The sequence below is a fragment of the Nitrosomonas sp. genome, assembly GCA_031316255.1.
Taxonomy (GTDB): domain Bacteria; phylum Pseudomonadota; class Gammaproteobacteria; order Burkholderiales; family Nitrosomonadaceae; genus Nitrosomonas.
Genome location: JALDQW010000001.1, coordinates 1,465,159 through 1,479,270 on the forward strand (window position 1 = coordinate 1,465,159; position 14,112 = coordinate 1,479,270).

The 14,112-nt window shown below is 46.3% G+C and carries 10 protein-coding genes and 1 pseudogene; 2 read left to right on the forward strand and 9 right to left on the reverse strand.

The annotated features are described in order from the left end of the window. Positions 1–4: 4 nt before the first annotated feature. A complete protein-coding gene (locus MRK00_06620) occupies positions 5–3,367 on the reverse strand; it encodes a TonB-dependent receptor (protein ID MDR4517044.1) in 3,363 nt (1,120 codons plus the stop codon). 243 nt (positions 3,368–3,610) lie between these two features. Beyond that, positions 3,611–5,851: an adenylate/guanylate cyclase domain-containing protein gene (locus MRK00_06625; GenBank protein MDR4517045.1), complete on the reverse strand. Its 2,241-nt coding sequence runs from the start codon at positions 5,849–5,851 to the stop codon at positions 3,611–3,613. A 113-nt stretch (positions 5,852–5,964) separates the two neighbouring features. On the opposite strand from MRK00_06625, the gene yaaA reads away from it, so the two are divergent. Then, positions 5,965–6,747, forward strand: coding sequence for a peroxide stress protein YaaA (yaaA, locus tag MRK00_06630; GenBank protein MDR4517046.1), 783 nt, complete (start codon positions 5,965–5,967; stop codon positions 6,745–6,747). A gap of 40 nt (positions 6,748–6,787) precedes the next feature. Beyond that, the gene (locus MRK00_06635) at positions 6,788–7,153 is read left to right on the forward strand and encodes a nuclear transport factor 2 family protein (GenBank protein MDR4517047.1); all 366 of its coding nucleotides are present in this window, start codon (positions 6,788–6,790) and stop codon (positions 7,151–7,153) included. A 14-nt stretch (positions 7,154–7,167) separates the two neighbouring features. Here MRK00_06635 and MRK00_06640 read toward each other — a convergent pair whose 3' ends face one another. The 7 genes and pseudogenes from MRK00_06640 to MRK00_06670 all read right to left on the reverse strand — a co-directional run bounded on the left by MRK00_06640 (position 7,168) and on the right by MRK00_06670 (position 14,081). Further along, positions 7,168–8,127 (reverse strand): cation diffusion facilitator family transporter, encoded by a 960-nt coding sequence (locus MRK00_06640; protein MDR4517048.1) that lies wholly within the window; start codon positions 8,125–8,127, stop codon positions 7,168–7,170. Positions 8,128–8,334: 207 nt separating this feature from the next. After that, positions 8,335–8,646, reverse strand: a pseudogene (locus tag MRK00_06645) (Na+/H+ antiporter subunit G). Between the two features lie 3 nt (positions 8,647–8,649). Further along, complete coding sequence (locus tag MRK00_06650; protein MDR4517049.1) at positions 8,650–8,919, reverse strand: K+/H+ antiporter subunit F; 270 nt, start codon at positions 8,917–8,919, stop codon at positions 8,650–8,652. Next, complete coding sequence (locus tag MRK00_06655; GenBank protein ID MDR4517050.1) at positions 8,913–9,404, reverse strand: Na+/H+ antiporter subunit E; 492 nt, start codon at positions 9,402–9,404, stop codon at positions 8,913–8,915. The genes MRK00_06650 and MRK00_06655 overlap by 7 nt, the downstream gene beginning before the upstream one ends. Continuing rightward, positions 9,401–10,945 (reverse strand): monovalent cation/H+ antiporter subunit D, encoded by a 1,545-nt coding sequence (locus MRK00_06660; protein MDR4517051.1) that lies wholly within the window; start codon positions 10,943–10,945, stop codon positions 9,401–9,403. Before MRK00_06660 ends, MRK00_06655 begins: the two co-directional genes overlap by 4 nt. After that, positions 10,942–11,271 (reverse strand): Na+/H+ antiporter subunit C, encoded by a 330-nt coding sequence (locus MRK00_06665; GenBank protein ID MDR4517052.1) that lies wholly within the window; start codon positions 11,269–11,271, stop codon positions 10,942–10,944. Before MRK00_06665 ends, MRK00_06660 begins: the two co-directional genes overlap by 4 nt. Then, on the reverse strand, positions 11,271–14,081 hold the full coding sequence (locus tag MRK00_06670) for a monovalent cation/H+ antiporter subunit A (GenBank protein ID MDR4517053.1): 2,811 nt from the start codon (positions 14,079–14,081) through the stop codon (positions 11,271–11,273). The genes MRK00_06665 and MRK00_06670 overlap by 1 nt, the downstream gene beginning before the upstream one ends. Between the last annotated feature and the right edge of the window lie 31 nt (positions 14,082–14,112).

Consider the following 14,112-nt stretch of genomic DNA (forward strand, 5'->3'; position numbering starts at 1 on the left):
CCATCTAGAAGTTTAAAGTTAATCGCGCAAAAAAAGTGCGACGGGGTGTAAATCGTGTATTCGTGATTTCAGATTGCTGAAAGTTTATATTTCTATAAGAGAATTCTTCATTGAGAAGATTCTTGCCCTCTAAACTAATTATTCCCATTCTATTGGGCATCCGAAAACCAATAACAGCATCAACCATGAAAAAGTCACTAATACCCGAGTTTTTCTCAGTTGTGAAATTTTCAAAACGTTCTATATCCTGTCGAACAAATGCACCTGATAATGCAGCAAAAACACCAGATGGATTAAAGTAATTGATGCTGGTAGGTATTATTAATGTACTAATTTCAATTGGTAAATTATTGTTGATGATTATTGCGCGATCGAATGTTTCGAATTGTGGTTCACTTTTGATAGTCCAATTTGTATTTGGAATCAGATACAAATATGCTCGATAAAGGTTTTCTTTTTGTTGTTCGACTGTAACTGGCGCATCTTTTAGATCAAAAGCATCAGAAAAATTTGGAACATCAAGTTCACGCCTTGATATTTCAATACCACCATAAATATTTTTATTTAAAAATGTATCAAGTCCGATTCCGATGCGGTGTGCCTTTGTTCCATTCACATCGTCAAAGAACTGGTTAAATCCGGCAACCTGAGTAGGTTCTAGTGTTTGATTTGTTACTAAAGCTGATTTGATCGTTTCAAACCAAGCAAATCTAAGCCTTAAATTCTGAGTAAAATCCCACTGTAATCCAAATTTTGGGTTGGGTTTATTAATTTTATATCTACCTTCGCCAGCTTCAAAACTGGTGTAACTTACACCAAAAGTCCAATTCATATTTGGTAGAAAATTAAGATTTGTGTAAATGTAACCATTATTTCGTTTTCTATTAAAACCAGGACGTGAAGTGATTAATTGTTCGTTCGTATTTAGGAATTCTGTAAACTGTGTGAGTTTTACGTCAGCATTATATGTACCACCACCCGCAATTAAGTTTAGCCGATTATCTTTAAATAAATACTGAGTTTCTATTAAATAAGCATTATCTTTAAAAACTCTGCCAGTGGAGATACTCCCCAATTCCGGTATTTCTGGGGCTCCTGGTATAGGAGGGACAATAAAACTATTATCATCTTTACGATTTATATAACTTGCAGAGAAAATAAGATCTTGTTTTTGCGAAATGTTATACCGTCCTCCAATACGTGCTGTATCTTGTGTTAATTTCCTGCGTTTAGTTGAGTCAAAATCATCAAGATCAAAATTTAACAGCAAATCTCCATGCTCTGTTTCTCTTTTACGTACTTCAGCTTGGATGTTCAATTTGGATGTAATTGCATACTGCATAAAAGCATTATAAATATTATGTCGCAGATCGTTGTTTGCGCGAAACCCATTAGTGTCATAATGATACTGTCCAACACTGATTGAAGCGCGATCATAAAGTGCCGATGCGACAACTTCATCTCCGATAGTGCTATTGCTTCCCACAATACCTGAAGCCACGAGTTGTGCCCGATTACGTTCAACCAAAGATGCAAATTCATTAAAACCTGTTTCGGCGGGACCTGTATTGGTGATAACATTTAAATCAGCGACTGCAAGATGTGGTTGCACCGGATTCACATTTATAGGTTGCAATAATTGTGCTTGCAGCAACTCGCTTACTCGAGCAATTTCGTGACGCGGAATATTGGTGTACGCATCCGATAGAAATCTGTGCGCTGAGTGATTGGCTGGATCAAAGCTCAGTGACTTGGCTGTTTCCATCAAGGCTCGTTTTTCAAACCCAAGATTGTCGTAGATGCGTGCGAGACTCGAACCACGTCCGGCCTGGTCCTGATCGAGCAGCAGTCTGGAACGGTAGACAGCGCGGTTGTCGTTCAATTCGATCGATTTCTGGATATCCTTGAGTGCTTCAACAGGGCGGTTCTGTGTTTGTTTCTGAATGGCGTCATAAAACCACGGCGTGGGATCGAGCGGATCGCGCTCTTTGGCGAGTTCGAATTGTGTTTCTGCAGTAGAGTAACGTTTTTCTTCGAAATACGCTTTGCCCAAATAGCTGCGGATCAGTGAATTACCGGGATCGAGGCTGGCGGCGATTTCGAGTTCGATGCGGCCTGCTTCAAGCTGGCCTTCACGGATAAGTGCGAGTCCAAGGCCGAGCCTTGGCATGGGATCTGCCTGATCAAGCAGAATCGCTTCATGAAAGATCGATTTGGCGTCCGTCGTATTGATTTGCAGCAGATACGCAAAACCCAATACGGTTTGTGTCTTGGCGACAGTCGGATTCAGGTTGACCGCTTCCTGTGCAGATTCCAGTGCCTGTTCGAGTTTGCCGACGGACATTTGCAGTTCAGCCAGCCGCGCCCAGATCAGTGCATTTTGTGGATCAAGTACAACGGCCTGTTTGACGCTGGCAAGTGCGGCATCGATGTCAAATGCAGCCTGTTGCGCGTAAGATAGTGCGAGCCATGCTGGTACGGATAACTTATCGAATTCTATTGACTGGATTGCCAGTTCAAGTGCTTTTTCCTTGTCATTCTGAACCACGGCGATAATTGATTGTAATGCCATGGCGTTACTGTTATCCGGATCGGCGGTTAAGATTCTGTCTATAATGGCTTTGGCTTCATCGGCTTGTCCGACAGATAACAAGTATTCTGCTTCATGCAGTTGGTTATCGAAACTTACGTTGCCCGGACCCCGGTGGTAGCCGATGATTGCCGGATAATAAAGCGCCCATTGCACGGCATCCAGCGGCCTGACGATTGTTTCTTTAATAGGCGCCCGGTTTTGATAGGCAATGGCTGCTTCGTGATCAGTGAGTTGCAAACTACCCTGATCATTGCTGGCCAGAACGCGGCCTTCATAGATAACAACGCGGGCATGATCCGTTTCAACACCAACGAAAAATTCCGTGCCTTCTACGCTTGCATTCAGAAAAGGCGTTCTGACTTTAAACGGTTGGGGTGTGCGCGTGATGATATGGATTGCGCCTTTGATCAGGTCGATCAATGAAGTGGCTTTTTTTTCTTCAGTCTGGGGAATGGTAATCGCGGTTCTCTGGTCGAGGCGCATCAGACTTTCATTGTTAAGCCGTATCGCAGCGCGGCTGTGTTTGCGCACGCGTAATGAATCCCCCGCGCAAAGATGCGTATCAAGATCTGCGGGTTTCCAGTCAGTTGAGTTATTGCGGCGGAGTTCAACGATTCCCTGTACGGAGACCACTTGTGCGACTTTTGGTGAGCATACGTTTGCGGCAATTACAGCGCGGGTAAGTAGAATATACAAGAGGGCGGCAATGATAGCTGTAAGACCGTAGCATCTACATACGCCTGGCTTTAATATTGATGCCCTCGAGAAATTCATGTCTATATTAAGTCAGATAGGTGATTTATAAATCCATACAGGTCACGCAGGTATACAGATTAACATAAAACAATTTTGATCATTGGGTCTAAATGTTATTTCTGGATTATATTTCGCACGTGGTGCTGATCGAATCGTATTAAATCCGAGGTGGCAGGTTGCTCAAGTACAGCCAGAAACTATATGAAGAAAGCAGTATGCTGTCTGTGACAATAATCACAACTGAGGTGGGAAAAGGTGCTGTTATTTCTCGGTGAATTCAATGACCGGTTTCCATTGATTCGGTGGGGACTGTGTGCAGACGTTCAGATAGAATTTAGTCGGTCCATCGCCGGGAAATTGTTTGAGAATATGTGTCCATTTCTGGATCGCTGAGTGCTGTTGTAGCAGGTAAGCATTTAAGGCGTCTGTAAACATTTCGCATAACAACAACTGACTTTCGCTGGCTTTTTGTCGATATGTAATCAGTTCAGATAAATTGACCGGTAATGATTTTCCGGCAAACCGAAAGCTGCCTACAGGGCGTGTCAGAAAACAATCGATGCCATCCATGAGTTCATTGGTGACCAGTAAATTTGTACCAAGAAATTTGTTTGTGCCTTCAATACGGCTGGTTGTACTGACGAGATCGCCAACAACACGGTAGATATAGTTATCCATGGAACCCAGTTTGCTGACCAGTAGTTTTCCAAAATGGATACCGATGCGAGTAGGAAGCTTGTGATGACGGCTGTCTTTATTAAACTTATTAACGTTGTTAACGATGGAAAGGCCTGCTTCACAAGCGTGTTTGCGTAATGCTTTGCTGGCGGAAGTTGATTCCCAGATTGCCAGCATGGCATCGCCGATTTTTTCGGAAACGGAGCCGTTATTTTGTCTAACTGACTGAGATAGGACATTGAAATAATCATCCATAAGCAGCCTTAGCTGCCGGACATCCATTTCTTCTGCAAGCGTGGTATACCCTTTTATATCTGTGAACAGGAGAGCGCCAAAAACGAGTTGATCTTTGTGTAATACGGAATCCACCTGCCGGGAAAAATCTCCGACTACGCGCTCGGGTGTGAATTGACCGAATAACTCCAGAAGCTGGTCACGCTCGTGTCGGGCAATCAGATATTTGAGCACAGTAGCGCCAAAAACTGAACCGGGGATGACAATCAAGAGCGGTGTGATCAGCGGTAACCAGATGTTAGCCTGTTTGAAGATTAGCCAAGCAAAAAAAGTATAGCCGCCGGCCAGAAAAAAACTGATGATCAACAGTTTCCTGTTGGATAGCAGTGGAAAAATAAAACCCAGTGTCAAGCCCATGATAAATAACAATCCCAGGCTGCCTTCATGGGGAAAGGGGCTGATGGGTTTATTTTCGAGCAGATTGGCGAATGCGGTAGCGGCAATTTCCACGCCGTCAATTTGCCGCCCTTCAGATTCGGTAAAAACAGTGTGATAAGAATCGCGGACAATATCCTGCTCGGATTGCGTCGCAGCAGAAAGTCCGACAAAAACAGCCTTGCCTTTTATTGTTCCGAGTATGGATTGATATGCGTTTGCACCGGTATCGTTGGGTAGAAGTATTTGATGGTAAGGAACAGTGTGTATTGTGCGCGGTGGACCATAAAAATTGAGATAATGATACGGCTGATTTGAATACAGATTAGCCAGCACGTGAATATAATATTTGGTGTGGTTGTCAAGACCTTTATTTTTGCGTAATTCGGAGAGGAGTTGTTGTTTGATCCCGGGATGATTAACAAATTTTTCGCGTAAATTGAGTATCAGTGATTCCAGATCCGTGATTTGTTCCTTATGGGTGGGTAAATCCGCAATATCAAAATTTTCTATTTCCTGGAGCAATGCAATAAAGTCATCATAAACCCCGAGTGAAAAGGCTTGCAAAGCAACAATCGGCATAGTGGGAAAGTCGCCGGTATCGGCTTTGAAAGCCCAGTAGGCGTTAATACGTGGGATACGGGGTAAAGGAAATGGTACATGTGACAGGGTTGCGGCTGCTATTTCGGGCAACGGCGCTATTCTTCTATGTTGGATTATTTGCAATTGAAAGGCGTCTGCATTTTCTGGTGGGGCGGCCGATAATCTTTCGACCAGGATTACATTGCCGGCTTTTTCAATCGCTTCAGCGAGAGCGCGGTCATGCTCTGGTTCCGGGCCGGGTGAATCAAAGACAAGGTCAAGTACAATGATTGCTGCACCGGCCTGAGCGAGTTGTTCTATAAGACGTGCATGATAATCACGTGGCCATGGCCAGAAGCGGGGGTTTACCGGTAAACCCATTTGAATGGCTGATGGTCTGTCTGCGGCGACAACAATCACTTCGTCTGGTGCGGGTGTTGTGCCGCGTAACTGGAAAAGCCAGTACAGGCCATACTCTTCCTCCAGCAACTGGCCTTGAGGTGTCAGATAGACGGCGATAGCAAACAATCCGACGCAAATACCCAAAAGAATTCGCTTGAAGTGTTTTGTCATGTTGTACCTTGAATGGCAGCGTTTAACCGTTACTTGTACGAAAATAAGTCGAGATTTTAGTATACTTACTCGTCTAAATGTTATTTGATCAGAAAATTTCAGAGATAAAGTACATGATTTTCGTTATTTCTCCAGCAAAAACACTGGATTTTGAGGCGCCTGCTCACACTAAAAAGTTTTCCATGCCGGTTTTTCTTGACGACTCGGCGGTGTTGATTGATCAATTGAGAACTTTGGAACCGGATCAAATCGGCAAACTCATGTCAATCAGCCCCAAGCTGGCCACTTTGAATTCAAACCGCTACTACGAATGGAAGCGCCCGTTTAATCTGGAAAATGCCAAACAAGCGATGTATGCGTTTAAGGGCGATGTTTATACCGGACTGGACGCCGAAACACTCAGTGACAATGATGTCGCGTTTGCTCAGAATCATTTGCGGATTCTTTCCGGTTTGTATGGCATGCTTAAACCGCTCGACCTGATGCAACCGTATCGCCTGGAAATGGGTACGCAGCTAAAAAATGTTCGCGGCGATAATTTATATGAATTCTGGGGGGATACCATTACCGAGGCCATTAATCAGGATTTAAAAAATCAGAAAACAGACACTCTGATCAATCTGGCATCCAACGAGTATTTCAAATCCGTTAAACCGGAAAAACTGAACGCAACAATCATTACCCCGGTCTTTAAAGATCAGAAAAACGGTGTTTATAAAATTATCAGTTTTTTTGCAAAAAAAGCCCGAGGTTTGATGAGCCGTTTTATCATACAACACCGATTAACGGCGCCAGAAGCAATTAAACAGTTCGATGTTGCAGGTTACGGGTTTTGTGAAGCGGAAAGCAACGAGTGTGAATGGGTTTTTAAGCGCGAAGAGTTGACGCAGAAATAAAGCGAATATTATTACAGATCAGTCATCGGGGAGGCTGTCAATGAACGTACAAAAAAATATCGAGTGGGCGAAAAGTTACATTGAATTATCGAACAAACATGACCTCAAGCGTATTGAAACCCTATTTTTAGGGAGCGCCACCTACCATTCAGCATTTTTTGGTGAATACAAAGGCAGTGTCGCCATTCGTGAAATGATGCAGAGTTTCTTTGTGCGATATCCCGATGTGCACTGGGAAGTATCGAATTATCGTCCGATTGGTAATGAGGGTGTTGAATTTGATTTTTTGATGACAGCAACGGATGCGGCGGCTGATGAGCCTGTCAGAAGACACGGGCGTGAATGTATTTACTTTGAAGCTGACGGGCTCATCAGCCGTATCGTAGTGCACAAGGCAGACGAATAGTCTTTGAGCTCTATTTATAAAAAATCGGTATCTTTTTCAATAATCTGATCGGGTGCTTGTTTGCGTGCCTTGCGTCTCTCGGCTTCGATAAAAACGCGTTTGACGAGCACGTTCCTTGACTTGATTTCCTGATCGATGGCTGCGATCGTTTCTTCAACTTCGGCCGCTGAGAGATTGTCCATAAAGTCGATACTGATATTGACCAGAATAAACCCAGGACCCATATGCAGGGTAAGCACTTCATTGACATGATCAATACCGCTGTGGCTTGTAGCAATGGCATGAATTTCCTGATTGACTTCGCTGTTGGCGCTTTCGCCAATCAATAATCCTTTTGTTTCGATGGCAAGCCAGATCGCGATGGTGGCCAGAATAAAACCGATAATAATGGATGCGAGTCCGTCAAACCATAAAATGCCGGTGACTTGCGTCAATAGCACGCCCAGAAATGCGACCATCAGACCCAGCAATGCGGCCGAGTCTTCAAACAGTACAACAAATATGGATGGATCCTTGGCGCGCCGAACGGCTTTGACATAACTCCACTTTCCTCTGCCTTTATTAAATTCCTTAAGCGCCATATACCAGGCAGCACCTTCGAAAAGTAAAGCGAGTCCTAGCACAATATAATTGATGTACGGATTGGTAATCGGTTCCGGTGAAATAATGTGCCGGATGCCTTCGTAAATGGAAACGCCCGCACCCAAAGCAAAAATCAGAATGGCGACAATAAAACTCCAGAAATAAATTTCTTTGCCATAGCCAAACGGATAATCTTTGTCCGCCGGTTTGTTTGCGCGTTTAATGCCATAAAGCAGCAATCCCTGATTGCCGGTATCGACCAATGAATGAATCGCTTCTGAAAGCATCGCGGAACTGCCTGTAATAGCTGAGGCAATGAATTTGGTGATGGCGATTAAAGTATTTCCGATGAGTGCGGCAAAAATGACTTTTTTTGATCCGGATGCAGACATGTGTGGGATTTTTTACTAGGGTTTTGTTGGATCGGTTGTATGCGGTGCTTCAGTTGTGGGTTTTGTTCCAGTTAGTTCAGTCGATACGGGCGTATCAACGCTGTCTGTTTTTTGGGTTTCTCCAGCTTCTTCCGGTTTTTCTTTTTTTTCGGTCGCTTCAGTTTCGGTGGCAGTATTTTTTGCTTCTGGTGATTCCTGGTTTTCCACTTCTTTTTCCGGTATATCGGCCAAAGAGGGTAAACCCAGGTGTAATGCGGCCTTGGCCAGCAGATGCGCACTTACCGGTGCGGTAATGAAAAGGAAGAAAGTAATTAATACTTCATGAAGACTGATGTTTTCGCCATATGTGCTGAAGTAGATTGCAGAGGCAATCAGCAGGCTGCCGACGCCAAGTGTTGTGGCCTTGGTGGGTCCATGCAGGCGGGTATAGAGATCCTTGAGTCTGACCAATCCCAGAGAGCCGATAAATGTGAATACCGCGCCCGTTAGAATCAAGAAAGATAAAAAGTATTCCAGCATAACTTATTCGATAATATCGCCACGTAACACGTATTTACACAGGGCGACTGTACCGATAAATCCCATGAGTGCAATCAGGAGTGCGGCCTCAAAGAAAAGTGCACTGCCCAGATGAATGCCCAGCAGTACCAGTATTGCAATGGTATTGACATAAAGCGTATCCAGCGCCAATATCCGGCTCGGAACATCGGGGCCACGCAATAACCGCCAGAAACTCATGCCAACTGCAGCAGTGACCATGGCGAGTGCTATCTGGATTGAAATCGCTAACATGATTCAAAAATCTCCTTCAGTGGATGTTCGTAACGTTGTTTGATGGTTGCAATGAGTTTATCGGGATCCGTTTCATTCAGTGCGTGCACCAGCAGATAACTTTGATCCTCTGCCAGTTGTGCGGATAAAGTACCCGGCGTCAGGGTGATGCTGTTGGCCAGAAGACTGATTGCCAGGTCTGAAGTCAGGTCCAGAGGCAGTTTGACAAATGCAGGTTGCAATTTGTCCGGATTTCCGAGTATCAGCCGCGCAACGATAAAATTTGCCATGATGATGTCAAACAACAAAACCGCTATGTACCGGAGCAAGATAACCGGCTTGCGAATCGAAACTGTTTCCGGCCAGAAACGTATTGTAAGTACCGGTATGGCCCAGCCCAGGATCACGCCAAGCAGGATATGAGCCGGTTCAATGGTGTTGTTCAGCAGCAGCCATATTGCTGCGAGAGCCGGTGTGAGTATGGGGTGCGGTAATAAACGAGTCATTGCTGTTTGATCTCCATGTTCAATACCGATTGAATATAAAATTCAGGGTGCAGCAGCTGATTTGCAGTCGCTGTTGTGTATTCAGTGATAACGCCTGCCCAGACCAGCAGGCCGATACAGAGCATAAGCAGACAAATAACTGAAGCCAATTCCATAGCCACAGACAGGCTGTTTCGTTGCGCATCTGCATTGGGATCGATATTGCAGATATGCGGTGCCTGCGCGCGATAAAACAGCATACTGCCCCCGCGCGCCAGCGCAATCAGCGTAAATAGGCTTGTGATTAAAATAACGCCCATGATCCACGGCAAGGCCGAATGTGTCAAGGCTGCCTGCAGAATCAGAAATTTGCCGATGAACCCGGATAATGGCGGCAGGCCGGCAATGAGAATGGCGAGTATAAAAAACAGAATGCCCATTAATCGTTGCTGTTGAATGATCGGACCTGGTTCGAATTGGTCATCCATGACATCGCGCCGGTTGGCGATACAGTCAGTAAGTAAGAATAATGCCGCTGCCGCAAAGGTCGAATGGGGCAAATAAAATAAACCGGCGGCAATACCGGCCTGGGTATGCATGCCAAATGCCGTCAGCAGTGTTCCGATGGAAACAATGACAAGATAGGCAACCTGCTGGCGCAACCGGGTGCTGGCCAGCGCTCCGAGAACGCCGACAATTAATGTCAATAAAGCCAGCGGCAATAACCAGTTTTCAATCAGGTTTGCCAGGTGGCCAGCTTGTGCGCCAAATATCAGGGTATAGACGCGCAATATGCTGTAAGCGCCTACCTTGGTCATGATGGCAAACAATGCGGCGACGGTTGCCGTGGTATGGGCATAGGCTGCAGGTAGCCATAAATAAAGCGGAAGCAGTGCGGCTTTCAGGGCGAATACTGCAAACAGCAGCAGACCGGCCACATGTATCAAGGCAACATTCTCTTCCGGCGTATTGGCAATTTTTAGCGCCAGGTCTGCCATATTGAGCGTTCCGAGCAAGCCATAGAGTATCCCTACGGCAAACAGAAACAGCGTCGATCCAACCAGATTAATGATGACAAAATGCAAACCGGCCTTGGTTTTTAAGCGGCCGCCACCATGCAGCAGCAAGCTGTACGATGCCAGCAGCAGAATTTCGAAAAATACAAACAGATTGAACAGGTCGCCGGTCAGAAAAGCGCCATTCAGACCAAATAACTGTAACTGAAACAGCGTGTGGAAATGTGCGCCGTTTTTATCTGTGCCGCGTATCGCATAAAGCAATGCACATGCCGCGACGAGCGCAGTTATAATGAGCATCCACGCTGCCAGCCGGTCGGTGACCAGTACAATGCCGAAGGGCGGTGACCAGTTACCTAACGCATACACCAGAATATCGCCGTTGCTGACGGTGATTAGCAGGAATGTTGCAATGGCAATTTGAAAACATATCGAGGTGAAACTGACAATCCGTTTTAACGACCATTGCTGCCCGGGCAGCAACAGCAACACTATGCCGGTCAACAGCGGCAGAATCACCGGAAAAATAACAATATGGCTCATCATGGCTTGTGTTTCCCGTCGACCTGATCATTGCCCATTTCCAGGAATGCTTTCAATGAAAGAATAATCACGAAAGCTGTCATACCAAAACTGATGACAATGGCGGTTAAAACCAGCGCCTGCGGTAATGGATCCGCATAATGGGTTGCGGTATCACTGATAATCGGGGGAGCGCCGACGGTCAATCTGCCCATGATCAACAGAAACAGATTGACGGCATACGATAAAAAGGTCAGCCCCAGTACAACGGGAAATGTACGGCCGCGCAGCGACAGATAGACGCCACAGGCTGTGAGTACTCCGATGATGATAGCTATGAGTAATTCCATTAGCGAATTCGTTTTCTGTGTTTCATTTGATGGCTTTGATGGTGAACCAGTCCCAGATAAACCAGAATTAATAGTGTGGCGCCAACGACAACCAGATAGACGCCCAGATCAAACGCCATTGCAGATGCCAGTTCAAATTCACCAATAACCGGCCAGTGTATATGGTCGAACGTCGAAGTCAGGAACGGATAATCGAAAAACCAGCTGGCCAGTCCCGTGACTGTAGCAATCAGCAATCCATAGCCAATCACTTTTTGCATATTGATTGGTAAACGTTCTTGTGTCCAGATGACGCCATTTGCCAGATACTGCATAACCAGGGCGACAGCAGTAATCAACCCGGCAATAAAACCGCCACCCGGAAGATTGTGGCCGCGTAACAGAATGTACATGGAGACCAGAACGGCAAGCGGTAACAGCAGGCGCGTAAAGGACGCCATGATGACCGGGTGTATATCGTTATCCCAGGCGCGTCCCTCGCTGTCATGGCTGGCGCCGGCGATCTTCAAATGTTCCAGCATGGCATATATGCCTAAACCGGCTAATGCAAGAACAGTGATTTCTCCAAGCGTATCATATCCTCGGAAGTCGACCAGAATGACATTTACGACGTTGGTGCCACCACCGCCCGGCAGGCTGTTTTCCAGGAAATAGTCTGCAATACTTTCATAAGGACGGGTTAATACCGCCCAGACCAGCAGGGCTATACCGCCGCCTGCAGTCGTTGCAATTACTGCGTCACGGCTGCGCAGCCACCTGCCTGATTCGTCGGGCGATTGTTGTGGCAGAAAATACAATGCTAACAACATCAGCACTATCGTGACAACCTCGACGGATAGCTGAGTTAAAGCCAGGTCCGGCGCGGAAAATTTAACAAAAATCAGTGATACTCCGAGCCCGACGGTACCCAGCAAAACAAGCGAGACCAAACGCTGCCGATGCATGACAACGGTGGCAATTGCCGCAACGACAAGTACTGTGGCGATTAGCAAGCTGACGCCATCTATGGAAAGTGTGTCGCGTTCGCCGGTCAGGCCGAAATCATAATCTGTTGCGAGAACGCCGGAGATTCCCAGCATCAGAATAAACACCATAAAAATAAACACCATGCGTTGCAATGAATGTGCGTTCAGAATGCTTGTTATGGTATTTGCCAGAAAAAACAGCTTTTCCAGAAGAAATTCAAATAATGCTCTGAAATCCAGCAGATTCTCCACTCTTTCCTGCAATGCAAAAAGGGGTTTGCGTATCAGATAGAGGAGAACTCCACCGCCGAGTGCGGCCATACTCATAAAAAACGCGGTGTTAAATCCGTGCCAGATGGCCAAATCATGTTCGGGAACAGGCCCTTGTAATACGCTGGATGCGGCGACAGCCAATATCGGTTCAACAGTAATCGCGGGAAAAATGCCAACCAGTAAACATAGCGCCACCAGAATCTCGACCGGAACTTTCATCCAGCGTGGCGGTTCATGCGGCTGTTTGGGTAAATCAACGGGCGTGCCGTCAAAAAAGACGTTGTGAATAAATCGCAATGAGTACGCCACTGCGAAAATGCCAGCCAGCGTTGCGGCTGCCGGCAGCAGCCACCCCCAGGGCAGGTTGATGACAAATAATGTTTCGGCAAAAAACATTTCTTTTGACAAAAAACCATTAAATAATGGCACGCCCGCCATAGATGCCGCAGCGACCATCGCGAGCAGCGCGGTATGCGGCATGTATTTCCATAAACCGCGTAGTATACGCATATCCCGCGTGCCTGTTTCGTGGTGGATAATGCCGGCTGCCATAAATAACGAGGCTTTGAAAATTGCGTGATTGATAATATGGAAAACGCCCGCCAGCGCGGCCATTGGCGTGCCGATGCCAAATAGTAACGTGATCAGGCCGAGATGGCTGATCGTTGAGTAGGCAAGCAATCCCTTTAAATCATGCTTAAACAATGCGATGTAGGCGGCAACAAGCAACGTGACCAGTCCGGTGAAACAGACGAGCCAGAACCAGGCTGATGTGCCCGACAGGGCTGGAAACAGCCGTGCCAGCAGAAATACGCCGGCTTTGACCATGGTGGCTGAATGCAGGTAGGCGGACACCGGTGTGGGCGCGGCCATGGCATTGGGCAGCCAGAAATGAAACGGAAATTGTGCGGACTTGGTAAATGCACCGAGTAACACCAAAATCAGCATGGGCAGATACAGATCATGAGAACGTATCAGGTCGCCGGAGTCCAGAATATCTGTTAAGTTGTAACTGCCAACAATTTCTCCGAGTAGCAAAAAACCGCCGAGTAACGCCAGTCCGCCGCCGCCGGTAACGGCTAAAGCCATACGTGCGCCACTGCGCGATTCATGGCGTGTCTGCCAGTAACTGATCAGCAGAAACGAAGACAGACTGGTCATTTCCCAGAAAATCAGCAGCTGGATAATGTTTTCGGATGTGGCAATGCCCAGCATGGAACCCATGAACATCAGCAAATAGGCGTAGAAACGCCCCATGTCATCGCGTTCTGACAGGTAATATCTGGCATAGAGTATGATCAACAGGCCGATGCACAGTATCAGCAGCACAAATAATAGCGCCAGTCCATCCAGGCGGAATGCGAAATCCATTCCCAGCAAGGGTATCCAGGAAATGCTTTGCACCAGAACCTGGCCCGAGAAAGCATCTTTAATAAATGGGGAAAGAATAAGTAATGCAGTTAAAGTAACAGCACCTGCGCCCCAAGCGGCATGCAAACGCCCGCGGCGCGAAATGGCGGCAACAAAACCCGCACCAAGAAACGGCGTTAACGCAACAAGCGATAGATCCATACCTAGAAATTAAGACTGAAAACCAAAAAGG